Here is a 22,405-nt window from a genome sequence, read left to right as displayed (position 1 = left end):
AACGCACGCGATATCGGCTCGCGCTGAGAGGGCTCCCTACCTAGCCTTGGTCGGTGAGCACCGACACCGCGCCGACCCCGGCACCCGCCCCTCGTCACGACGACGACAAGCTCGACAAGAACGTGCTGCTCGTGGCCGGCGTGGTCGTGCTCGGCGCGATCATGTCGATCCTCGACATCACCGTCGTCAGCGTCGCCCAGCCGACCTTCCAGGCCGACTTCGACGCCACCCCGGCACAGACCGCCTGGACGATGACCGGCTACACCCTGGCCCTGGCCACGGTGATCCCGCTGACCGGCTGGGCGGCCGACCGGTTCGGCACCAAGCGCCTCTACATGCTCGCCGTCGGCCTCTTCACCGCCGGCTCGCTGCTGTGCGCGGCGGCCACGACCGTGGAGATGCTGACCCTCTTCCGGGTGCTGCAGGGTCTCGGCGGCGGCATGCTGATGCCGCTGGGCATGACGATCATGACCCGCGCCGCCGGCCCGCACCGGATCGGGCGCGTCATGGCCGTGCTGGGCGTGCCGATGCTGCTCGGCCCGATCTTCGGCCCGATCCTCGGCGGCTGGCTGATCGACATCGCCTCGTGGCACTGGATCTTCCTGATCAACCTGCCGATCGGCATCGGCGCGATCGTGTACGCCGCCAAGGTGCTGCCCGCCGACGCGCCCACGCCCTCCGAGCGCTTCGACTTCGTCGGGATGCTGCTGCTCTCCCCCGGCCTGGCGCTGTTCCTCTACGGCGTCTCCTCGATCCCCGAGGAAGGCACCGTGCTGGCGGCCAAGGTGCTGGTCACCGCCGCCCTGGGTCTGCTGCTGGTGGCGGCGTTCGTGCTGCGCACCCTCAAGGCGCCGCCCGAGCACCCGCTGATGGACCTGCACCTCTTCCGCAACCGCACCCTGACCACCGCGGTGCTCGCGATGTCGCTCTTCGCGATCGCCTTCTTCGGCGCCAGCCTGCTCTTCCCGCAGTACTTCCTCTTCCTGCGTGACGAGACGACGCTGGGCGCCGGTCTGCTGCTGGCCCCGCAGGGCATCGGCGCGATGCTGACGATGCCGGTCGCGGGTGTGCTGACCGACCGCATCGGCCCCGGCAAGATCGTGATGAGCGGCATCAGCCTGATCGTGGTCGGGATGGCGATGTTCACCCAGGTCTCGGTCGGCCCCGGCTCGGTCGAGCTCGGCGAGGCCTTCGCCAAGGTCGGCGACCCGTCGTACGCCTACCTGATCGGCGCGCTCTTCGTCATGGGTCTGGGCATGGGCGGCACGATGATGCCGATCATGACCTCGGCGCTGCAGACGCTCAGCGACCACGAGATCGCCCGTGGCTCCACGCTGATGAACATCACCCAGCAGGTCGCCGCCTCGATCGGCACGGCCGTCTTCTCGGTGCTGCTGACCAACGGCTTCAAGGACTCCCCGGCCGTCGGCCAGGCCCAGGCCGCGATGCGCGACGGCACCCCGGTCGAGCCGGGCGTGCTGGCCCAGGGCCTGTCCGACATGTCGGAGGCCTTCGGCAGCTCGTTCGTGGTGGCCACGGTGCTGGTGGCGCTGGTGCTGGTGCCGGCGTTCTTCCTGCCCCGCCGCAAGCCGGCCCGCCAGGTCGAGCCCGGCGCCCTGGTGCACTGAGCGGCGCTCGCCGCCGCGGGCGGTGCGTCAGCAACCGTTCGCAGTACCGGTCCGGTTGCCAGCGCACCGCTGGGCTCCGCCCGCTCGGGCCGGCGGTGGGCTGGCAACCGGGTGTGAGCGACCGATGGTTGCTGGCTCACCGCTGACCGGCCGCGAGCCGTGTGGACCCCGACCAGCAGAGGGGGACCGGTCAGTCCTGGACCTGCAGCCGTCGCAGGTCGACGAGCGAACCCAGCCCAGCACTCACGTAGAAACCGACAACCGAGCAGCAAGCCAGGAACAGCAAGAACTCCTGGCCGAAGGCCATCACCACGTAGAAGAGCGCCAGCGCCAGCACCGCGCCGAGCGCAGACGATCTCCTCGTCCGACCGGGCTCGTCCGTCAGGGTGAGGACGCGTGATCTCAGCAGCCAGCCCACACAGACCGCGGCTACCAGGCTGACGGCGAGCGCGACCAGGGACCCAGACAATGACCAAGGGGAGAACCGGATGGTCAGCCAGACCCCCAGCACGAACATGGGCGTGAGGAGCAGGGTTCCGTACGTGAGTCGGCGCGAGAACTCTTCGGCAGTCAGCTTGATCTGAGACCCACCTTCGGCTGTCGAGGGCCCCCGGGGCCGGGACCGTCCCGGCCGGAACCTACCGGCCAGGAGTTCGCTCCGGCGCGGGCGGTCATGCGACCGCCGGGGCGCCTACCCCAGGTCGTCGGCGAAGCGCCGGCGCACCTGCGCCTGGTAGACCGACGGAGCCACCCGCCACAGCAGGCTCGCCAGCACGGTGCCCCGGTCGGGGAAGAGCCGCGGGCGGCCGGCCTGCAGCGCCTCGTCGATGCGCGCGGCGGTCTCGTCGGCCGAGCGCAGCCGCCCCACCGTCGAGCGGGCCCGACCGGTGGGCCGGCCGTCCTCACCCAGGGCGTGCTGCTCGATCGGGGTGTCGAGGAACGAGGGGTGCACCATCAGCACCCGCACGCCCTGCGGCTCGAGCTCGAGGCGCAGGACCTCGAAGAACTGGGTGAGCGCCGCCTTCGCCGCGCCGTACGCCGCCCGGCCGGGGACCGGCATCCAGCCCGCCATCGACGAGATGCACACCACCGTGCCGCCGCTCTCGCGCAGCAGCGGCAGCGCCGCCAGCGTCAGCTCGACCGGGCCCTGCCAGTCGACGGCCATCACGGTGCGGAAGACCGCGGGGTCGGTGCGGTGCGCGGGGCTGCGGTGGGTGATGCCGGCGTTGTTGACCAGCACGTCGAGGCGCCCGAACCGCTCCCGGGTCGCCTCCACCAGCGCCGCCAGGTCGCCTGCGTCGGTCACGTCGGTGACCACGCCCAGCACCCGGCCAGGGTCCAGCCCGGCGGTCCTGGCAGCCAGGCCGGCGGCGTCGACGTCGGCGAGCACCAGGTCGTGGCCGGCCTCGTACCAGCGCCGGGTCATCGCCCAGCCCAGCCCGGAGGCCGCGCCGGTCACGAGGACGACGCTCACGACGGCTCCCTCACGCCAGCACCATCCCGCGCGCCCGGGCGAAGCCCTCGAGCACCTCGAGCGTGGTGCGCTGCGGCACGTAGCCCATCTCCTCCTTGAGCCGCCGGTTCGACAGCACCGGGCGGTAGCGCAGGAACGCCACCTGCTCGGGCCCGACCGGCTTCCCGAGCCAGCGCTGGACCTGGAGCCCCGCGCGCACCAGCGGCACCGGGAGCGCCAGCAACGGCTTCCCGAGCCGCTCGGCGATCTCGGGCATGGTCAGGGCGCCGTCACCGGCGAGGTTGTAGATGCCGGCGTGGTCGGTGGCGATGCCCTGCTCGAGCACCCCGAGCACGTCCTGGTCCCAGATCAGCACGAACGGCGAGGGACAGCCGCGCAGCGCGACCACCCGGGGGCCGGTGAACAGCCCGGTGATCTGGTTGTCGGTGCTGTCGCCGAGCACGGTGCCGGGGCGCAGCACCAGCTGGCGCAGCCGCGGGTGGCTCTGGCGGTAGCCGGCCAGCAGCTCCTCGACCTGGCGCTTGTGGTCGCTGTAGGCGAACTCGGGGTTGCCGCGCAGCGGGTCGTGCTCGTCGATCCACGCCGGGTTGTCGGGGTGGTAGCCGTAGGCCGCGCCCGAGCTGGTCACCGTCAGGTGCTCCACCCCGGCGCCCAGGCAGGCCTCGACCACGTTGCGGGTGCCGTTGACGTCGATGTCGAAGTCGCGGGCCCGGTCGCGGGAGGCGACCAGCACCGAGGCCAGGTGCACCACGTGGGTGGCGCCGAAGCCGCGCAGCGTCTCGACCAGCGCCGGGTCGCGCACGTCGCCGCGGCGCAGCTCGAAGCCCAGCTCGCCCGGGTCCGCCACCTCGGCGGGGTCGCGCACGTCGAGCCCCAGCACGTCGTACGACGCCGCGAGACGCGCGGCGAGCTGGCGACCGAGGTAGCCGGCCGCGCCGGTGACGACGACGCGGCGGCTCATCGCGCACCCACCGGGTCGCGGTGCACCGGGTCGTCGGCGGGCAGCGGGCGGCGCGACCAGACCTGGGCCAGGATGAGCCCGGAGACCAGGTGCCACACGCCCCAGAACGCCGCGACCAGCAGCGCGCCGCCGAGCTCGGGGAAGAAGGTGAAGGCGATGACCAGCCCCAGGCCGGAGTTCTGGATGCCGACCTCGAGGGTGACCGCGCGGCGGTCGCTGACCGGCATCCGCAGGCCGCGGCCGATCGCCTGGCCCAGCAGCAGCGCCAGCGCGTTGTGGCCGACCACGACCCAGAAGAAGGTGCCGATCTGGTCGAGGAAGAGATCGAGGTTGTTGCCGAAGGCGATCGCGACGAAGGCCAGGAAGGCCAGCATCGAGCCGATGCGCCACGGCTTCTCGCTGCGCGCCGCGAAGCCCGGGAACCGGCGCCCCACGAGCATGCCCAGCGCCATCGGCAGGGCCAGCACCAGCAGCACGAGGAGCAGCAGGTCGACCCGGTCGAGCGAGATGTCGGTCATCAGCTCGCGGGTGCGGGGGTTGAGGGTGCCGTAGAGCGCGAAGTTGAAGGGGGTCAGCACGGTGGCGGCCAGGCTCGAGACGGCCGTCATCGAGACCGAGACCGCCACGTTGCCGCGCGCCAGCCAGGTCAGGATGTTGGAGAACGACCCGCCGGGGCAGGCCGCGACCAGCATCATCCCGAGCGCGACCTCGGCGCTGACGGGCAGCAGCCACGCGGCCAGGCAGGTGCCGGCCGGCAGCAGCACGAACTGCGCCACCAGCCCGGCGGCCGGGGCCTTGGGCGCCTTGACGATGCGCACGAAGTCGGCGGGACGCAGGCTGAGCGCGACCCCGAACATCATCAGCCCGAGCAGGATGTTGAGCAGGGTCAGGTCGGGCAGCGCGATGTCGGTCATGCGCCCACCCGCTCGCGCGGGCCCACCGGGGCGGTGCTCGTCGGGTCCAGCGCCGGCAGCTCGCCGAGGTGCGTGGCGAGCGCGTCGAGGTAGGTCTGCTTGTCGACGTAGTAGGCCATCCGGGCCAGCGGCAGGTAGTCGTAGCCGCCGTCCTCGCGCTCGGTGGCGCGCTCGCGCCGGGCCCGGTCGAGGGCGCCGGTGGCACCGGTGCCGGCCCGGCGGTGCGCCAGGTAGCGGGCCACCAGCAGCGCCTGCTGGTGCCGGCCCTCCCAGCCCAGCCCGGTCGCCTCGACCATCCCCATCACGAACAGGTCGTCGCGCTCGGGGTGGAAGACGTTGAGGTAGAGCTGCGGCGCGTCGACGCCCGCGGGCCAGGCCAGGTCGTCGCGGTCGAGGTAGGGGTAGTCGAGCTCGTAGCCGGTGGCCAGCAGCAGCACGTCGTACTCCGCGCTCTCGCCGTCGCCGAAGGTGACCCGGCGGCCCTCGATCGCGGCGATGTCGCGGCGCGCGGTGATGTCGCCGTGGCCGAGGTGGTGCAGCACCAGCGAGTTCACCACCGGGTGCGACTCGTAGAGCCGGTAGTCGGGGTCGGGCAGGCCGTAGTCGCTGGGCCGGCCCACCAGGGCGCGGATCAGCGCGCCGTCGACGCGTTGCTTGACCGCGCGCGGCAGGCGCACCTTGCCGCCCAGGGTGTCGATGGGGCGCCCGGCGACGAACTTGGGCAGGAAGTGGTAGCCGCGGCGCACGCTGAGGTCGACGCTCGCGGCGTGGTGGACCGCGTCGACGGCGATGTCGGCCCCGGAGTTGCCGCAGCCCACGACCAGCACCCGCTGGCCGGTGAAGACCGACGGCGAGCGGTACTGCGAGGAGTGCAGGACGGTGCCGGTGAACTCGCCGGGCAGGCGCGGGACGCGCGGGGTGTGCAGCGTGCCGGAGGCCACCAGCAGCCCGTCGAAGACGCGGGTGCGCTGCTCGCCGTCGTGCTCGGTGACCAGCTCCCAGCCCAGCTCGTGGGGTCGCGCCGAGACCACGCAGGTGCCCATCTCGTAGTGCTCGCGCAGGGCGAAGCGGTCGGCGTAGGAGGCCAGGTAGTCGCGCACCTCGCTGTGGTGCGGGTACGCCGCGCCGCCGGGGTCCATCGGGTGCTCGGCGTACTCGGTCATGTGCCGCGAGGAGATCAGGTGCGCGCTGTCGTACATCGTCGAGTGCGGGTTCTCGATGTCCCAGAGCCCGCCGACGTCGGTGTGCAGCTCGAGGCCGGTGACCGGCAGGCCCTCCCGCAGCAGGCTGCGCACGCACGCCAGCCCCATCGGTCCCGCGCCCACCACGGCGTACCCGTGCGTCTGCATGGTCTGCTCCTCCCTGCCACGGCGGCGCCGTGACCCACGTCACCCTAGGAGCGGCGCCGGGGCCCCGCCCGGCCGATCGGGACGCGCCGCTCGGCAATCCGGGACGCGCCGCGGCGACGGGCGGGGGATGATCGGCCCATGCAGGCAGCCGGGCGCGAGGTCACCGCGCAGTACGCCCGCGCGCTGCTGCAGGCCGCGCAGGAGACCGGCATCGCGCTCGACGAGGCGCTGGTCGCCCGGCTGCGCAGCGCCGAGCGGGTGCCGCTGGCCTGGCAGGACGAGCTGTGGGAGCAGTACTGCGCGGGGGCCGCCGACCCGCTGGCGGGGCTGCGGCTGGGGCTGCGGATGCAGGTCGGGCACCTCGACAGCGCCGGGATGCTGCTGGTCACCTGCGCCACCCTCGGCGAGGCCCTCGAGGAGCTGACCGCCTACGCACCGGTGATCGGGGCGGGGTCGTTCTCGCTGCGCCACGAGGGGCCGCTGGTGCGCGTCGAGTTCGAGCACGACTTCGCCGTACGCCCGCTGGAGCGCACCGAGGCGGCGCTGACGACGCTGCTGCACCTGGCCCGGTGGGCCACCGGCGGCCACGTCGGGGCGGTCGCGCTCGACCTGGCGCACCCCGCGCCCGGTCCCGACCCGGCGCACTCCGCGGTGCTGGGCGTGCCGGTGCGCTTCGGCGCCGCCGTCGACGCGCTGGTGCTCGACGCCGAGGAGCTCGACCTGCCGCTGGTGCAGGCCAACGCGGCGCTGCGCGACCACCTGCGCGAGCTGGCCGACCGCACCCTGGCCCGCCTGGGCAGCCAGGACCTCGCGGTGCGGGTGCGCGAGGTGGTGCTGGCCCACCCCGACTGGGGCCGCGAGCGCGTGGCCGAGCACCTCGCGCACAGCGGGCGCCACCTCAACCGGCTGCTGGCCGAGGACGGCCTGAGCTTCTCGGCGGTGCGTGAGCGCACCCTCGAGCAGCTGGCCGTGCGGGCGCTCGAGCAGGGGCAGCGGGTCTCCGACGTGGCGCTGCGGCTCGGCTACTCCGACGAGACCGCCTTCACCCGGGCCTTCCGCCGCTGGCGCGGGGAGACGCCCGGCCAGCTGCGGGCCCGGTCGGCCGGTGCGGCCCCCGGGTGAGCCTCAGCGGCGCTTCGGGTCGGGCACCGGCCCGAACTCGCGGAAGCAGTCGCTGCCGACGCAGCCGACCAGCGAGCGCAGCCGCTTCTTCAGCTCGCGCCGCACCGGCCGGTAGGCGCGACTGCCCGCCAGGTTGTCGACCTGGTCGGGGTCGCGGCGGCGGTCGAAGAGGTCGATGTGCAGCCGCCCCGAGCGCTTGACCCACTTGGTGAGCGTGTAGCGGTCGGTGCGCACCCCGCGGAACATCCAGGGCCCGGTGCGGTCCCCGGCCGAGCGGGCGCCGGCCTGGACCAGGACCGTGTCGGCCCGCAGCCGCGGCCCGTCCTGGCGTGCGGCGGCGAGCAGGCTGCGGCCGTCCAGGGTGCGCCCCGGGACGGCGGCGGTGAGGTCGACGATCGTGGGGGCCAGGTCGACGGTGGTCACCGGCTCCTCGACCTTCGTGCGCGGCGCGATGCCGGGGCCGCGCACGAGCAGCGGCACCCGCAGCGCCTCCTCGTAGGCCAGCGTCTTGCCCAGGTAGCGGTGCTCGCCCAGCAGGTAGCCGTTGTCGGAGGTGAAGACGACCAGCGTGTCGTCCAGCTCGCCGGTCTCGCGCAGCGCCTGCACGATCCTCGCGACCCCGTCGTCGACGCTGCGCAGCGACTGGATCCGCTGGCGGTGGAACTGCGTCATCCTCGCGCGGTCGAGCACCTGCTTGCCCTTGAGGTGCGGGTTGGGGTCGTCGAGGCGGGCGTCGTACGCCGACGAGGCGAAGCTGGGCGGCTTCGCGTCGGGGTAGAGGTCGCGGTAGCGCGCCTCGGGGGCGGGGCCGACCTTGCAGGAGCCCTCGCCGCACTCGCCGTGGGGGGCGTAGTAGGACGTCCAGATGAAGAACGGCTTGTCCTCGCCGGGCTTGCCGTCGCGCAGCGGGTCGCGCCCGGCGCTCCAGTCCTCGACGAGCTGCACGGTGCGGTTGGTGGTGTACGTCGTCGAGTAGGCCTCGCCGTCGTCGTAGCGGGTGCGCTCACCGTTGGTGAACATGTCGAAGTCGTAGTAGCCGAAGGAGTTCCTCGCCGACGCGTCGAACCACTCCCAGCCCAGCGGCACCGGCTGGGAGTCGGGGAACCAGTAGTTGATGAACTTGCCGATCATCGCCGTGTGGTAGCCGGCCTCGTAGACCCAGCGCTGCAGCGTGTTGTCGGGCTCGCGCAGCGCCATGTAGCCGCCCCACTCCCCGCCGTTGGAGAGCACCCCGTTGTTCTGGGCGTACTGGCCGCTGAGGATCTCCGCGCGCGCCGGGCAGCACAGCGGGTGCGGGGAGACCATGTCCTTGAAGACCGCGCCCTGCTGGCCCAGCAGCTTCCTGGTCTGCGGCATGTGGCGCAGGTCGTCGAGCCGCTGGTCGTCGGTGGTGATCAGGACGACGTTGGGCGCGTCAGGTGCCGCCGCCCGCTGCACCTCGGGCAGCGGACGGATCCCCTCCGAGGCCACCGGCGGGGGGCCCGCGGCCTCGCTCGCCCCGCTCGGCCCGGCACCGGCGACCAGGGCGCCCGAGAGCGGCAGCAGGACGAGCCCCAGGACGAGCCCGCCGAGGGCCAGAGGGATGCGGTGGCCGGGGCGGCGGGCGAGACTCACAGCGCGGAAGATTAGTTGACGGGGGCACCCGATCCCCCGGCAGGTCCCCCTGCGGCCGGGTCCGCCCCGCGGCCGTCGCAGACGGGTGAGTCGCCACCGGCCGAGCGCGGCTACGGTCGAGCAGATGAGCACCGACCAGGACCGTGACCAGCTGCACCGCGACGGCCGCTGCGACGTGGTGGTGGAGATACCCCGCGGCAGCCGCAACAAGTACGAGGCCTCCGCGGACGGCGAGATCTGGTTCGACCGGCGCCTGGGCGGCCCGGCCGGCTTCCCCGGCGACTACGGCTACGTCATCGGCTCCGACGGCGAGGACGGCGACGCGCTCGACGCGCTGGTGCTGCTGGAGGAGGCGACCTTCCCGGGGGTGCACATGCGTTGCCGCGTCATCGGGGGCTTCGCGCTCCAGGTCGGCGACATCGCGGAGACCAAGCTGATCGTGGTGCCCGAGACCGACCACCACGCCGACCACCTGCGCGACCTCGACGACCTCGCCCCCGCCTTCCTCGACGAGCTGGACTCGTTCTTCACCGCCTACCGGATGCTCGAGGAGGTGCCGGTGAGCGTGCGCGAGCGCCTCGACCGCACCACCGCCCTCGAGCTGCTGGTCGCCGGCCAGGGCTGAGCCCGCGAGCCGGCGCCAGTTCCCCGCCGAGCCGGCGCCAGTTCCCCGCCGGACGGGGACCCGGTCAGCCGCGCAGCCGGGGCAGGGCGTCGGCGACCTGCTCGAGCACCCGCTCGTCGCCGGCGTAGGGCTGCTCGCGGCGCGGCCAGTGCGTGACCAGGTCGGTGAAGCCGAGCTCGGCGGCCCGGCCCGCCATGTCCTCGAACGCCCCGACGCTGGCCAGCGCGAACCCGTCGGGGCCCACGCGGCCGGTGTCGGCGAGCAGGTAGCGCAGCGTCGTGGCCGGGTCGCGCCCCGCCTCGACCAGCGCCTCGTCGTAGATCTCGCGCGAGCGCGCCAACCCGGCGTACCAGCCGTCGAGCGTGGTCTCGGCGTGCGGCCCGGTGGTCACCCAGCCGTCGCCGGCCCGCGCCGAGAAGCGCACCGAGCGGGGGCCGTTGGCCGCGACCAGGAACGGCGTACGCCGCAGCGGCGGCAGGGTGCGCGCGTCGCGGGTGGCGAACCAGCGCCCGTCGGCGTCGACGTGGTCCTCGTCGCGCAGCCGCGCCAGCAGGGTGACGAACTCCTGGAACCGGTCGACGCGCTCGCGGGTGCTCAGCTCCTCGCCGCCGAGCACCTGGGAGTCGCGGTCGCCGCCGACCCCCAGGCCGAGCAGCACCCGGCCGTCGGCGATGCCCTCGAGCGCCTGCACGTCGCGCAGGAACGGGTAGGGATGGCGGAAGTTGGGCGCGGTCACCAGGGTGCCGAGGCCGATCCGGCCGGTGGTGGCCGCCGCCGCGGCCAGGGTGGGCAGCGCCCCCGTCCACGGGCTCTCCGGCAGCCCACCCCACACCAGGTGGTCGTAGGTCCAGGCGTGGTCGAAACCCATCTCCTCCACCGCCCGCCACCGCGGCGCGGCCTCGGTCCACGGCAGGTCGGTCAGGATCGTCAGCCCGAAGCGCATGCCCCGACCCTAGGCCCGCCCTGCCGGGCCGTCATCCGGGCGGGACGTCCGTGCGTGCGAGAGGTATGACGTCCCGCGGCACCGACCGGCTCAGCCGGAGACGCCGAGCACCAACGGGCGTACGGCGACCGCGCCGGCGCGGCGGATCGCCCGGGCGGCCATGGTCAGCGTCCAGCCGGTGTCGGTGAGGTCGTCGACCAGCAGCACCGAGCGGCCCTCGAGGGCGCCGGGGTCGACGTGCAGGTCGAAGCGGCGGCCCACGGCGGCGACCCGTTGGGCGGAGTTCATCGAGCCCTGGCCGGGGGCGACGTCGGGGTCGACGACCGCCCAGGTGCCCAGCAGCGGCACCCCGAGGTAGCGGGACAGACCGTCGGCCAGGCTGTCGACGAGCTCGCCGCGGCGCACCGACTCGACGGAGACGATCGCGTCGACCGGCGGGCGCCAGTCGCCGAGCACCTCGATGACCGCCTGCACCAGCGGCACCGGCACCGGCTTGTCGACGACGCCGTCGGCGCCCTCGCGGAACAGCTCGCGCAGCGCCTGGCCGTAGCCGAGGTCGGTGAGCCGCGCCACGGCCCGGCCCTCCTCGGCGGCCCCGTCGCTGATCTTGCCCTTGAGCTCGATGCCGAGACGGTCCATGCCGGTCGGCCACATCTTGCGCGGCGCGACCGGGACACCGGGGCGCGCCAGGCGGGCCTGGGCCTCCTCGATCGCCGCGGCCGAGACGTCGGTCGACAGCGCGAGGCCGCCGCAGTTGTCGCAGCGGCCGCACGGCTGGGCCTCGGGGTCGTCGAGCTGGCTGCGCAGGAAGAGCATCCGGCACTGGTCGGTGCGCAGGTACTCTTGCATCGCGTCCTGCTCGCGCTGGCGGGCCTCGGCCACGCGGCGGTAGCGCGGCTCGTCGTAGACCCACTCGCGCCCGGTCGACTCCCAGCCGCCGCGGACCCGGCGTACGGCGCCGTCGACGTCGAGCACCTTGAGCATCGTCTCGAGACGGGTGCGGTTGAGCTCGACCCGGGTCTCGAGCGCGGCGGTGCTCACCGGCCGCCCCTCCTCGGCCAGCACCGCGAGCGTCTCGCGCACCTGCTCCTCGCGCGGGAAGGCCAGGGAGGCGAAGTAGGCCCAGATGTCGCGGTCCTCGACGGCCGGCAGCAGCACCACCGTCGCGGACTCGCTGCGCGCGTCGAGGCCGCGGCCCGCACGACCGACCTGCTGGTAGTAGGCCACCGGCGAGCTGGGCGCGCCCAGGTTGACCACGAAGCCGAGGCTGGCGTCGAAGCCCATCCCGAGGGCGGAGGTCGCGACCAGCGCCTTGACCCGGCCGGCGGCGAGGTCGCCCTCGAGCGCCTGCCGCTCGGTGGTCTCGGTCTGGCCCGAGTACGCCGCCACCTCGTGGCCGCGGCTGCGCAGGTAGTCGGCGACCTCCTGGGTGGCGGCGACGGTGAGGCAGTAGACGATCCCCGACCCGGGCTGCTCGGCCAGGTGGTCGGCTAGCCACGCCAGCCGCTGGTCGGCGGTCTTGAGGTGCACCACGCCCAGGCGCAGCGACTCGCGGTCCAACGAGCCGCGCAGCACCAGCACGTCGTGGCCCAGCTGCTGCTGGACGTCCTCGGTCACGCGCTGGTTGGCCGTCGCGGTCGTGGCCAGCACGGGGATGCCCTCGGTGAGGTCGTCGAGCAGGGTGCGGATGCGCCGGTAGTCGGGGCGGAAGTCGTGGCCCCAGTCGGAGATGCAGTGCGCCTCGTCGACCACCAGCAGGCCGCACGTGGCCGCGAGCCGGGGCAGCACCTCGTCGCGGAAGCCGGGGTTGTTGAGCCGCTCGGGGCTGACCAGCAGCACGTCGACCTCGCCGGCCTGGATGGCCTCGTTGATCGGCTCCCAGTCGCCGATGTTGGTCGAGTTGATGGTCACCGCCCGGATGCCGGCGCGCTCGGCGGCCTGGATCTGGTTGCGCATCAGCGCCAGCAGGGGGCTCACGATCACCGTGGGGCCCGCCCCGCGCTCGCGCAGCAGCAGGGTCGCGACGAAGTAGACCGCCGACTTGCCCCAGCCGGTGCGCTGGACCACGAGGGCCCGGCGCCGGTCGACGGCCAGCGCCTCGATCGCCGACCACTGGTCCTCGCGCAGCACCGCGTCGTCGCGCCCGACGAGCGCGCGCAGGTGGGTCTCCGCGGCCTCGCGGGCAGCAGTGCGGTCGATGGTGGCCGAGGCTGCTGAGGTCATGGTGCCTGTCTACCAGCGCCCACCGACGTCGCGACCCGGACGGGCCCGGACCTGTGGAGAGCACCACACCCCGCCCCCGCTCCGAGGGCGCTGGCTACTCTGGCGGTTCCCTCAGGAGGAGCCGCCGTGCCGTCACCGATGTCCCCCGTCGAGGTCCGACGCGGCGGCCTGGTCGGCATCCTCGTCGCCCTCGCCTCGCTCGCCCTGGCGGGCTTCTTCCTCCTCGGCCCGCGCGACCGGCCCGCCGAGGCGCTCGGGGTCTTCGTCCCGCTGGCCGTGGGGCTGGTGGCGCTGGCCCTGGGCACCCTGGCCCTGGTGCCGCTGTGGCGCGGCGACCGCCCGGGCACCGCCCGGGAGCTCGCCTGGGCGCTGCGCGGCATCGCGGTGCTCGGGGTGCTGTGCACAGGGGCGGGGCTGCTGACGAGCGACCTGCCCTGGAGCCTCGGCGCCGTGGCTCCGGTGCTGGTGACGCTCGCCCTGCTCAAGGACTCGCACCGCCTGGGCCTGCGCGCCGGCGCCGGCCAGGACGTCATACCCCCCGCAGGGACGGACGTCCCGCCCGCATGACGTCCCGGCCGCGCCCCGGCGCTGCTACCAGATGCGCACCCGCAGGGACGGGTCGAGCCACAGCCCGTCGCCCTCGCGGGTCTCGAAGACCTCGTGGAACTCGTCGAGGTTGCGCACGATGTTGGCGCGGAACTCCGGCGGGGAGTGCGGGTCGATGGTGAGGTACTGCGCCTCCTGCTCCTTGCGGCGCTTGGTGCGCCACACGTAGGCCCAGTTGGTGAACAGGGTGCGCCGGTCCTCGACGGAGGCCTGCCCGTCGGTGGAGATCAGGTAGGCCTCGTGGGCGATGGTCAGCCCGCCGAGGTCGCCGATGTTCTCGCCGACGGTCAGCGCCCCGTTGACGCACTCGCCGGGCAGCGCACGCGGCTCGAAGGCGTCGTACTGCTCGATGAGCGCCTTGGACTTCACCTCGAACGCGGCCTTGTCGTCGGCGGTCCACCAGTCGTTGAGGTTGCCCTCGCCGTCGTACTGCGCGCCCTGGTCGTCGAAGCCGTGGCCGATCTCGTGGCCGATGACCGCGCCGATGCCGCCGTAGTTCTCGGCCGGGTGGGCGTCGGGGCTGAAGAACGGCGCCTGCAGGATGCCGGCGGGGAAGCAGATCTCGTTGGTGCCGGGGTTGTAGTAGGCGTTGACGGTCTGCGGGAGCATGAACCACTCGTCGCGGTCGACCGGCGAGCCGATCTTGGCGACCTGGCGGTCGGTCTCGAAGGCCGAGGCCGCCGCGACGTTGCCCATCAGGTCGTCCTGGCTGACCTCGAGCGCGGAGTAGTCGCGGAACTTCTCGGGGTAGCCGATCTTGGGCCGGAAGGTCGCGAGCTTCTCGTAGGCGCGCTCCTTGGTCTCCTCGGTCATCCAGTCCAGGCGCGAGATGGAGACCCGGTAGGCGGCCAGCAGGTTGGCGACCAGCTCGTCCATCATCTGCTTCGAGGTCGGCGGGAAGTGCCGCTCGACGTAGACGCGGCCCACCGCCTCGCCCAGCGCGCCCTCCACGAGCGCGACGCCGCGCTTCCACCGCGCGCGCAGCTCGGGGGTGCCGGACAGGGTGCGGCCGTAGAAGTCGAAGTTGGTCTCGACGAAGTCGTCGGGCAGGTACGCCGCGGTGGCGCGCAGGACGCGGCTGGTCAGCCAGTCGCGCCACTGCTCGACCGGCACCTCCTCCAGCACCGTCGAGAGGTGCTCGAAGTAGGACGGCTGGCGCACGCAGACCTCGCCCAGCACGTCGGCGGCGGTGCGGGTCGAGGCGGTGAGGTTGGTCGTGTAGACCTCGAAGTCGAAGCCCGGGCACAGCTCCTGCAGCTCAGCGAGGGTGCGCAGGTTGTAGGTCTTCTGCACGTCGCGGGTGGCCGCGCGCTCCCAGTGGCCCTTCGCGAGCCGGGTGTCGATGGCCAGGATGGTGCGGGCCGCGCCCTCGGGGTCGGCGTGCCCGGCCAGGCCGAGCAGGCGGGTCAGGTAGGCGACGTACTTCTCGCGGGTCTCGGCGTGCTTGTCGTCGCGGTAGTAGGACTCGTCGGGCAGCCCGAGCCCGCCCTGCACCAGGTGGAAGAGGTAGCGGTCGGACTGCTTGTCGTCGGTGTCGACGTAGGAGCCGAAGAGGCCGTGGCCGCCGATCCGCTCGAACTCGCCCAGGAACGCCGCCAGGTCGCGCACGTCGCGCAGGCCGGCCGCCGCGTCGAGCAGCGGGCGCACCGGCTCCAGGCCCCGGGCCGCGATCGCGTCGGTGTCCATGAAGGAGGCGAACAGGTCGCCGATCTTGCGGGCGTCCTCGTCGGGCGCCTCCTGGTCGGGCGCGGTGGCCAGCGCGGCGAGGTCGGTGATGATGTCGCGCACCTGGGCCTCGGCGGCGTCGGCCAGCTGCACGAAGGGGCCCCAGCTCGACCGGTCGGAGGGGATCTCGGTCTCCTCCAGCCAGCGCCCGTTGACGTGGCCGAAGAGGTCGTCCTGGGGGCGGGTGTCAGGGTCCATGCCCGGGCGGGCGTCGTCGAGGATGCTCACGTCCGCGACCCTAGCCGCCGCTCCCCCGCCCCCACGGGTGGCTTCGCGCAGGGCGAACAGGCGAGGTGCAGCAGGCGGGATCAGCCGGCGGCCTGGTCGATGGCGGCGCGCACCGACATCACCACGCTCTCGGGGTCGACGTGGTCGCGCGCGGCGAGCTCGGCCACCAGGCGGCGCACGACCAGCATCACCCCGCCCATCAGCGGGGAGATGTCGAGCTCGAGCTCCTCGCTGTCCTCGTCCATCTTCAGCTCGACCGCGCCGATCTCGAGCAGGTGGCCGAAGGCCAGCTCGACCGGGTTGGGCGCGCCGGGCAGCACGTCGGGGTCGGCCTCGGCGGCCACCACGCCGTCGAGGATCACGTGGCCGGCGCGGCGCAGCCGCTCCTCGGGGTCCAGCGGGGGCTCGTCCACGCCCCCATCATCCCCGGTCACCCCCTGTCGCCGCGCACCCGGCGCCCGCTAGGTTCGCGGCATGAGCCAGAACCTGCGCGTCGTCGCGACCATCCCCACCGATCCCGAGCAGGCCGAGGCGGTGCGCGCCGGGCTGCGCGACCTGGTCGCCGCCACCCAGCAGGAGGAGGGCTGCGTGGCCTACGACTGCTTCGAGTCCGGGGCCGCCCCCGGCACCTTCGTGATGGTCGAGGAGTGGGCCAGCAAGGAGGCCATGGACGCCCACATGGCGACCCCGCACATGGCCGAGGTCTTCAAGGTGCTCGGCCCCGCGCTCGCCGGCGACGTGGCGATCCACCCGCTGCGCCCGCTGGGCTGAGCCGGTGCCCGCGACCCGGCCGGTGCGAACCGGCCGGGTCGGCGGGCCTCAGCGGATCCGGACGACGCCCTTGCCGAGCGTGCGGCGCTCGTCGAGGTCGAGCAGCGCCCGGCCGAAGTCCTCGATGCCGTACGTCGCCCCGACGGGCGGGCGGATCGTGCCGGCCTCCATCATCGGCACCAGCTCGGCCCACTGCGCCTCCATGAAGCCGGGGCGCACCATGGCGTAGGCGCCCCAGCCGACGCCGCGCACGTCGATGTTGTTGAGCAGCAGCCGGTTCACCTTGACCTCGGGGATGCCCTGGCCGGCGGCGAAGCCGACGACCAGCAGCCGGCCCTGCGGGGCCAGCGAGCGCAGCGAGTCGGTGAAGACGTCGCCGCCCACGACGTCCATCACGATGTCGACCCCGGCGCCGCCGGTGAGCTCCTTGACGGCGTCCTTGAACCCGTCGAGCAGCACGGCCTCGTCGGCGCCGGCGTCGCGCGCGACCTGGCACTTGGCCTCGGTGGAGCAGACCGCGATGGTGCGGGCGCCGTACCCCTTGGCGACCTGGATGGTCGCGGTGCCGACCCCGCCGGCAGCGCCGTGCACCAGCACGGTCTCGCCCTCGCGCAGGTCGCCGCGCTCGGCGAGCGCGAACTGGGCGGTGAGGTAGTTCATCGGCAGCGCCGCGCCCTCCTCGAGGCTCATCGAGTCGGGCAGCGCGAAGGTCGAGACGGCCGGGTTCGCGACCAGCTCGGCGGCGCCGCCGTACGGCGCCACCCCGGCGACGCGGGTGCCGGGCGCGAGGTCGCCGCGCCCCTCGGGGCCGCGCACCACGACGCCGGCGAAGTCGACGCCGAGGGTGAACGGCGGCTCGGGGCGCAGCTGGTACTCGCCGCGGCTGAGCAGCAGGTCGGGGAAGGAGGTGCCGACGGCGTGCACCTCCACCAGCACGTCTTCGGGGCCGGGGCTCGGCTCCGCGACGTCGTTGACCTGGAGGTGCTCGGGACCGGTGGTGTCGATGACCTGGACTGCTCGCATGGCGCCACCGTAGCCATCCGACACGGCGTCGGGTCCGAAGGTCCGTTGTGCGACCCGCCCAACGTCTCCAGGCGATGCTGATGCACGCCTCCGCCCGGTTCACCGTCCGCTACGGCGAGGACCTGCGCTTCGCGGGCTCCGACCTGCCCCGTCCGCGCCGGCGCCGGGTCGCGACCCGCCACGGCCCGGTCCCGGTCTGGGAGTACGCCCCACCCGCGCTCGCCGGCCGCGACGACGCCCCCGCCCACGTGCACCTGCACGGCGGCGCGTGGCTGATGCGGCACCCCTTCATGGACGACTGGTGGTGCCGCTACCTGGCGGCGACCGCCCGGGTGCGGGTCCTCAACGTCGACTTCACCGCCGCGCCGTACGCCGTCTTCCCGCGCGCGCAGGAGCAGTCCCACGACGTGGCGGCCTGGGCCGCCGGCACGGCGCCGGTCTCGGTGGGCGGGTTCTCCTCCGGCGGCGGGATGGCCGCGGCGGTGTGCCTGATGGCGCGGGACGCGGACTCCTTCACACCGCGGCTGCAGGTGCTGGGGGTGCCAGCCCTCGACCTGGCCAGCGAGCTGCCCCGGGGTGCGGGGGCGATCTCGCCGTCGCTGCGCGCGCTGGTGCGGGCGGCGTACTTCCCCGACCCCGCGACCCGCGCCCACCCCCACGCCTCGCCGCTGCTGGCGCCCTCGCTGGCAGGGCTGCCGCGGGCGCTGGTGCTGACCGCCGAGCGCGACACCCTGCGCCGCGACGGCGACGACTACGCGACGCGGCTGCGCGAGGCAGGGGTCGAGGTGTGGCACGACGTCACGCCGGGCGTCGACCACTACTTCCTCACCGAGGACCCGGTCCGCGCCCGCACCACGATGGCACGGGTCGCGGCCGAGGTCTCCGCGGCGCTCGGCTGAGCGCCCGGCTGCGGCTCAGGGCTCGGTGGGCTCGGTCGGCTCGGTGGGCTCGGTCGGCTCGGTCGGCTCGGTCGGCTCGCTCGGCTCGGTCCGCTCGGTGGCGCCCTGGCACTTCGCCAGCCGCTGCTCGGCCTTGGCGAGGCGCTGGACCTGCGCCTTCTTCGCCTTCTTGGCCTTGGTGCGGTCCTGCTTCGCCTCGTCGAGGTCCTCCTCGACCTCGGCCTGCTCCTCCTCGGTCTCCGCCTGGGCCGCGGCCTTCTTGGTCTTGCGCACCTCGCGCTTGGCCCGGGTGAAGACGTCCTGCAGCCGCTCGAGCTTGGCAGCCGCGCGGTCGACCTGGGTCTGCTGCTTGGCGCAGTCGCCGTCGGCGGGGGGCGCGGCCTGGGCGCCGGGGACGGGGCCGACGGCCAGCAGGGCGGCGACCGCGAGGCCGGCGAGCGGGGTGGTGAGACGAGATGCAGCCATGGGGGGACTCCTCCTTCAGGGACCGGCGGGGGCCGGCCAGTCGCCCCCATGGTGGACGAGCGGCCGGTGGCGCCGCCGGAGTTCGCTGGAGGTTTTGCCCGGCCTCAGCGCACGTCGACGATGCGCACGGCCTCGAAGTGCATGGGGTCGGTGTAGCGCCAGTCGCCGCCCCAGCCGAAGCCCCACTTCTTGAAGATGGCCACCACGGTGCGGTCCATCTCGCCCACGGTGCCGCGCTGGTTGCCGGGGGTGTTGAGGTCGAGGGCGAGGCCGAAGGAGTGGTTGGACAGCGTGGTGGAGCCGGCGATGAAGCGCGGGTAGTAGCAGCCGGCGTACTCGCCGGGGTTGATCTCGTCGGCCAGCCCGGTCTCGACGACCTCGCGCAGGGCGGCCGTGAGCTGGGGGATGATCGCCTTGTTGCAGGTCACCGAGCCGAGGATCGGGACCTGGGCGGTGGTGATGTGGGTGCGCACCCACGACTCCGCGGGCGCGATCCGGCCGCCGCCGAGCACGGTGTAGTTGAAGACGCCGACCGCCTCGGAGACCGAGCCGACCACGAAGGCGGTCTGCTTGGCGTTGATGTCGAGCCCGAAGCGGGCCACCGAGTCGAGGCGCTGCACGGAGGTCTGCCGGGGCAGCAGCGCCGTCAGCGGCTTGACCACCTTGTCGGGGGCGGTGATGCCGGTGGAGATCAGCAGTGCGTTGCCGGGCTCGGCGCCCAGCTCCTCGCCCCACTTGACGTTGACCACGGCGTCGACGGCGTTCTCGATCTGCGGCGCCAGCGCGCCGAGGTGCACCTGGGGGCTGCCCTGGTCGAGCTCGACGAAGCCCTGCTCGTCGATCGGCAGCTTCTTCTGCAGCTCGGGGGCGATGGCCAGCTCACCGCCGGCGACGCGGTCCCAGACCTCGCGGCTCTGCGGGACCTGGCCGGGGGTGAAGCGGCGGAACGAGGCCGGGTCGACGGCGGCCAGGTTGAGCACCCGGTTCTCGATGCCGACCTGGAGCATCGAGAACTGCTCGACGTCCTGGACGCCCTCGAGGTCCCGGATCTCGGCCAGGGTCTCCTCGGGGATGCCGGCCCGGGTCTGCACCAGGATGTCGGCGGTGCGGGGCAGGTCCTTGAGCCGGCCCGGCGGGTCGACCGCGAACGCCGGGTCGAGCCCGACCGTGGGCTGCTCGCCGTCGCTGGAGCCGTCGCCGTCCTCGGAGTCACTGGGGCCACCGGGGTCACCGGACGCCGCGCGGTCCTCACCGTCGGTGGCGGTCGAGGTGTCGGCGACCTCGGTCGCCTCGGGCCCGGTGGGAGCCTCCTCGCCGCTGGTGCCGCCGCAGGCCGCCGCGAGCAGGACCACCACGAGCGCCCCGCCCAGCGCCGCACGCCGCGGCGGCCGTGTCACCCGCTGCCGCGCTCGCCTCATGGCGTGCTCCTCCCCGGGCTCACCCCGCGCGGCCCCCGTCACCAGCGTAGGTGGTGGGTGGCAGCGCCAGCCACGAGATCACGGCCGCGACCAGCAGGAGGCCGGCGCAGACCAGCACGACCAGCGTCCACGCGGGGTCCAGCAGCGCAGGGTCGGCGTAGGCGTCCCCGCGCAGGCCCACGAGCCCGGGCACCGCTGCGACCGCCAGCAGGCCCCCGGCCCGCGACACGGCGTTGTTGACGCCGCTGGCGATGCCCGCGTGCTCGTCGGGCGCCGCGGCCAGCACGGTCGCGGTCAGGGTCGCCACCAGCAGGGCCAGGCCCAGCGCGAAGACCACCACGCCCGGCAGCACCCCCACGACGTACGTCGCCCGCCCGGCGCCCAGGAGCAGCAGCACGCCGCCGGCCATCACCAGCGGCCCCAGGGTGAGCGGCAGGCGGGGGCCGGTGCGCGCGCCGAGGGCTCCGCCCCGGCCGGCGAGCAGCAGCATCACGAACGGCAGCGGCAGCGTGGCCAGCCCGGCGAGCAGGGGGCCGCGGCCCCCGACGACCTGCAGCTGCAGCGGCAGCATGAACAGCAGCACCGACAGGGCGCCGTAGACCAGCAGGGTCGCCGTGTTGGCCGCGGAGAAGGTGCGGTCGGCGAAGATGCCCAGCGCCAGCATCGGCTCGGCGACCCGGGCCTCGACCACCACGAAGGCCGCGCCCGCGACCAGGCCGGCGAGCAGCGCCGGCAGCGCAGCCGGGTCGCCCCACTGCACCAGCGCGTAGGTGACCCCGCCCAGGGCGGCGGTGGCCAGCACCGCCCCCGGCAGGTCGAGGTGCCGGGCCGCCGCGGGGTTGCGGGTCTCCGGCACCGCGCGCGCCAGCCACACCGTCAGCGCCGCGACCGGCAGGTTGATCCAGAAGATCAGCCGCCAGTCGGCGTACTCGACCAGCACCCCGCCGACCAGCGGCCCGGCGGCCGCCGCGATCGCGCCCAGCCCGGTCCAGGTGCCGATCGCGCGGGCCCGGTCGGCGGGGTCGAAGGCGCCCTGGATCATCGCGAGGCTGCCCGGCACCATCAGCGCGGCCGCCACGCCCTGGACCACCCGGGCGGCGATCAGCACCTCCGCGGTCGGGGCCAGCCCGCACAGGGCGGAGGCGACGCCGAAGCCGAGGGTGCCGACGACGAAGACCCGGCGCCGTCCGAGCCGGTCGCCCAGCGAGCCGCCGAGCAGGATCAGCGAGGCCAGGGCCAGCAGGTAGGCGTTGGTGATCCACTGCAGGTCGGCGATCGAGGCGTCGAGGTCGTCGCCAATGACGCGCAGGGCGACGTTGACCACGGTGCCGTCGAAGAGCGACATCGCCGAGCCCAGGGTCGCGGCCGCGACCACGGCGCGGCCGGTCGCCGTACCGACCCGGACGCCGCCGGCGCCGGGCGCTGGTGCGGGAGTGCTCACCGCCCCACCCTAGGATCCAGGGGTGTCCCGCTCCCGCCCGTCCGCCCGAAGCGCCGCCGACCAGCGCCTGGTCGACCACGTCGACCGGCTCGGCGCCGAGCACCCGCCCATCAGCCTCGACTCGGTCGACTTCACCGTCGTCGACCCGGTCGGCTTCGAGGCCCGCTTCGGCCACGTGCTCGACTACATGGCCCGGGTCGAGCTCGAGGTCGACCGCAACGTCCTCGAGCTGATGACGATGCTGCCCGACCCGCCCGAGGTCGACGTGCACTTCTACCGCGACGTGTGGCAGCCCCAGGAGATCCAGCACGGGCGGATCCTCGACGAGCTGCAGGTGCGCCTGGGCCGCCAGCCCGCCGACGCCGACCTCGACTCCATCGGCACCAAGCTCAAGGTGCTCGGTGCGCTCGGGCACGCGTCGGCCTTCCAGGACGTCTCCCGGATGCTCTACTACCTCACCGGCATGGCCACCGAGCGCTCGGCGGTGCTGGCCTACAACCTGCTCCACGACGGCGTCCGGGAGATGCGCGAGCAGGCGGTCGCCGAAACCATCATCGCCCCGATCAAGCGCCAGGAGCCGGGGCACTTCGCCTTCTACCAGCTCTCCGCGCGCGGGCTGTGGGCCGAGCTGGCGCCCTGGCAGAAGTGGCTGGTGCGCCACCTGCGCCGGCTCTCCTTCTCCCCCGTCGGCGCCAACGACGACGAGCAGCTGGCCGACTTCGGCGACCTGATGGCCACCCTCGGCATCGACGACTCCTCCGACTTCACCGCCCAGATCGCGCGCGTCGAGATGGAGCTGCTCTGGGCCCGCGACAAGGGCCTCCCGGTGCCGGCGTACGTCACCGCCGCCTTCCGCGAGGCGCGCGAGCGGTCGCGGGCCCGTGCCGAGGGAGTTTCATCGGGCGCCCGATGAACCTGTTGCCGGGACCATGAAGCTTCATGGTCCCGGCAGGAGCTTCGTCGGGTGCCCGATGAA

General features: G+C 73.9%; 21 protein-coding genes. 7 read left to right on the top strand and 14 right to left on the bottom strand.

The genetic code is table 11. The features are described 5' to 3' along the window. Nucleotides 1-53 precede the first annotated feature (53 nt). The gene (locus OCU29_RS16685; RefSeq protein ID WP_261820800.1) at nucleotides 54-1,628 is read left to right on the top strand and encodes a DHA2 family efflux MFS transporter permease subunit; all 1,575 of its coding nucleotides are present in this window, start codon (nucleotides 54-56) and stop codon (nucleotides 1,626-1,628) included. A gap of 190 nt (nucleotides 1,629-1,818) precedes the next feature. Here OCU29_RS16685 and OCU29_RS16680 read toward each other — a convergent pair whose 3' ends face one another. The 5 genes from OCU29_RS16680 to OCU29_RS16660 form a co-directional block, all read right to left on the bottom strand. Further along, entirely contained in the window at nucleotides 1,819-2,145 is a 327-nt protein-coding gene (locus tag OCU29_RS16680) for a hypothetical protein (protein WP_261820799.1), read from the bottom strand. A 174-nt stretch (nucleotides 2,146-2,319) separates the two neighbouring features. Beyond that, nucleotides 2,320-3,102, bottom strand: a complete 783-nt coding sequence (locus OCU29_RS16675) for an SDR family oxidoreductase (protein WP_261820798.1) — start codon at nucleotides 3,100-3,102, stop codon at nucleotides 2,320-2,322. Nucleotides 3,103-3,112: 10 nt separating this feature from the next. Continuing rightward, nucleotides 3,113-4,063, bottom strand: coding sequence for an SDR family oxidoreductase (locus OCU29_RS16670; protein ID WP_261820797.1), 951 nt, complete (start codon nucleotides 4,061-4,063; stop codon nucleotides 3,113-3,115). Then, complete coding sequence (locus OCU29_RS16665) at nucleotides 4,060-4,977, bottom strand: bile acid:sodium symporter family protein (protein WP_261820796.1); 918 nt, start codon at nucleotides 4,975-4,977, stop codon at nucleotides 4,060-4,062. The genes OCU29_RS16670 and OCU29_RS16665 overlap by 4 nt, the downstream gene beginning before the upstream one ends. Then, nucleotides 4,974-6,326: an NAD(P)/FAD-dependent oxidoreductase gene (locus OCU29_RS16660; RefSeq protein ID WP_261820795.1), complete on the bottom strand. Its 1,353-nt coding sequence runs from the start codon at nucleotides 6,324-6,326 to the stop codon at nucleotides 4,974-4,976. The genes OCU29_RS16665 and OCU29_RS16660 overlap by 4 nt, the downstream gene beginning before the upstream one ends. A 138-nt stretch (nucleotides 6,327-6,464) precedes the next feature. Here OCU29_RS16660 and OCU29_RS16655 point away from each other — a divergent pair, with 138 nt between their 5' ends. Continuing rightward, complete coding sequence (locus OCU29_RS16655; protein WP_261820794.1) at nucleotides 6,465-7,448, top strand: AraC family transcriptional regulator; 984 nt, start codon at nucleotides 6,465-6,467, stop codon at nucleotides 7,446-7,448. Nucleotides 7,449-7,451: 3 nt separating this feature from the next. On the opposite strand, the gene OCU29_RS16650 is transcribed toward OCU29_RS16655, so the two are convergent. Continuing rightward, nucleotides 7,452-9,062 carry a sulfatase gene (locus tag OCU29_RS16650; RefSeq protein WP_261820793.1) on the bottom strand — a complete coding sequence of 537 codons (1,611 nt, stop codon included), beginning with the start codon at nucleotides 9,060-9,062 and terminating at the stop codon, nucleotides 7,452-7,454. 124 nt (nucleotides 9,063-9,186) lie between these two features. Here OCU29_RS16650 and OCU29_RS16645 point away from each other — a divergent pair, with 124 nt between their 5' ends. Further along, nucleotides 9,187-9,687 carry an inorganic diphosphatase gene (locus tag OCU29_RS16645; protein ID WP_261820792.1) on the top strand — a complete coding sequence of 167 codons (501 nt, stop codon included), beginning with the start codon at nucleotides 9,187-9,189 and terminating at the stop codon, nucleotides 9,685-9,687. Nucleotides 9,688-9,751: 64 nt separating this feature from the next. Here the strand turns inward: OCU29_RS16645 and OCU29_RS16640 are convergent, their stop codons facing one another. Both OCU29_RS16640 and OCU29_RS16635 read right to left on the bottom strand, forming a co-directional pair. Further along, complete coding sequence (locus tag OCU29_RS16640; RefSeq protein WP_261820791.1) at nucleotides 9,752-10,630, bottom strand: LLM class flavin-dependent oxidoreductase; 879 nt, start codon at nucleotides 10,628-10,630, stop codon at nucleotides 9,752-9,754. Between the two features lie 90 nt (nucleotides 10,631-10,720). Further along, nucleotides 10,721-12,853, bottom strand: a complete 2,133-nt coding sequence (locus OCU29_RS16635; RefSeq protein ID WP_261820790.1) for a DEAD/DEAH box helicase — start codon at nucleotides 12,851-12,853, stop codon at nucleotides 10,721-10,723. Between the two features lie 126 nt (nucleotides 12,854-12,979). Here OCU29_RS16635 and OCU29_RS16630 point away from each other — a divergent pair, with 126 nt between their 5' ends. After that, the gene (locus tag OCU29_RS16630; protein WP_261820789.1) at nucleotides 12,980-13,420 is read left to right on the top strand and encodes a hypothetical protein; all 441 of its coding nucleotides are present in this window, start codon (nucleotides 12,980-12,982) and stop codon (nucleotides 13,418-13,420) included. 24 nt (nucleotides 13,421-13,444) lie between these two features. Here the strand turns inward: OCU29_RS16630 and OCU29_RS16625 are convergent, their stop codons facing one another. Beyond that, nucleotides 13,445-15,412, bottom strand: a complete 1,968-nt coding sequence (locus OCU29_RS16625) for a M13 family metallopeptidase (protein ID WP_306799034.1) — start codon at nucleotides 15,410-15,412, stop codon at nucleotides 13,445-13,447. A gap of 80 nt (nucleotides 15,413-15,492) precedes the next feature. Beyond that, nucleotides 15,493-15,825 (bottom strand): hypothetical protein, encoded by a 333-nt coding sequence (locus OCU29_RS16620; RefSeq protein ID WP_179614897.1) that lies wholly within the window; start codon nucleotides 15,823-15,825, stop codon nucleotides 15,493-15,495. Nucleotides 15,826-15,886: 61 nt separating this feature from the next. Between OCU29_RS16620 and OCU29_RS16615 the strand changes: the two genes are divergently transcribed. Beyond that, a complete protein-coding gene (locus tag OCU29_RS16615; RefSeq protein ID WP_261820788.1) occupies nucleotides 15,887-16,183 on the top strand; it encodes a putative quinol monooxygenase in 297 nt (98 codons plus the stop codon). A gap of 48 nt (nucleotides 16,184-16,231) precedes the next feature. On the opposite strand, the gene OCU29_RS16610 is transcribed toward OCU29_RS16615, so the two are convergent. Then, a complete protein-coding gene (locus tag OCU29_RS16610; RefSeq protein WP_261820787.1) occupies nucleotides 16,232-17,206 on the bottom strand; it encodes an NADPH:quinone oxidoreductase family protein in 975 nt (324 codons plus the stop codon). Nucleotides 17,207-17,286: 80 nt separating this feature from the next. Between OCU29_RS16610 and OCU29_RS16605 the strand changes: the two genes are divergently transcribed. Continuing rightward, complete coding sequence (locus OCU29_RS16605) at nucleotides 17,287-18,105, top strand: alpha/beta hydrolase (RefSeq protein ID WP_261820786.1); 819 nt, start codon at nucleotides 17,287-17,289, stop codon at nucleotides 18,103-18,105. Nucleotides 18,106-18,120: 15 nt separating this feature from the next. Here OCU29_RS16605 and OCU29_RS16600 read toward each other — a convergent pair whose 3' ends face one another. The 3 genes from OCU29_RS16600 to OCU29_RS16590 form a co-directional block, all read right to left on the bottom strand. Continuing rightward, on the bottom strand, nucleotides 18,121-18,570 hold the full coding sequence (locus tag OCU29_RS16600; protein ID WP_261820785.1) for a hypothetical protein: 450 nt from the start codon (nucleotides 18,568-18,570) through the stop codon (nucleotides 18,121-18,123). A 104-nt stretch (nucleotides 18,571-18,674) separates the two neighbouring features. Then, nucleotides 18,675-19,988, bottom strand: a complete 1,314-nt coding sequence (locus tag OCU29_RS16595) for a M15 family metallopeptidase (RefSeq protein ID WP_261820784.1) — start codon at nucleotides 19,986-19,988, stop codon at nucleotides 18,675-18,677. A gap of 19 nt (nucleotides 19,989-20,007) precedes the next feature. After that, nucleotides 20,008-21,429: an MFS transporter gene (locus OCU29_RS16590; protein ID WP_261820783.1), complete on the bottom strand. Its 1,422-nt coding sequence runs from the start codon at nucleotides 21,427-21,429 to the stop codon at nucleotides 20,008-20,010. A 22-nt stretch (nucleotides 21,430-21,451) separates the two neighbouring features. On the opposite strand from OCU29_RS16590, the gene OCU29_RS16585 reads away from it, so the two are divergent. After that, nucleotides 21,452-22,342 carry a GTP-binding protein LepA gene (locus OCU29_RS16585; RefSeq protein WP_261820782.1) on the top strand — a complete coding sequence of 297 codons (891 nt, stop codon included), beginning with the start codon at nucleotides 21,452-21,454 and terminating at the stop codon, nucleotides 22,340-22,342. Nucleotides 22,343-22,405 lie beyond the last annotated feature (63 nt).

Origin of the sequence: Nocardioides sp. OK12 (genome assembly GCF_024341885.1) — a bacterium.
In the GTDB taxonomy this organism is placed as follows: domain Bacteria; phylum Actinomycetota; class Actinomycetes; order Propionibacteriales; family Nocardioidaceae; genus Nocardioides; species Nocardioides marinisabuli.
This window is presented reverse-complemented; position numbering and strand designations above follow the sequence as displayed.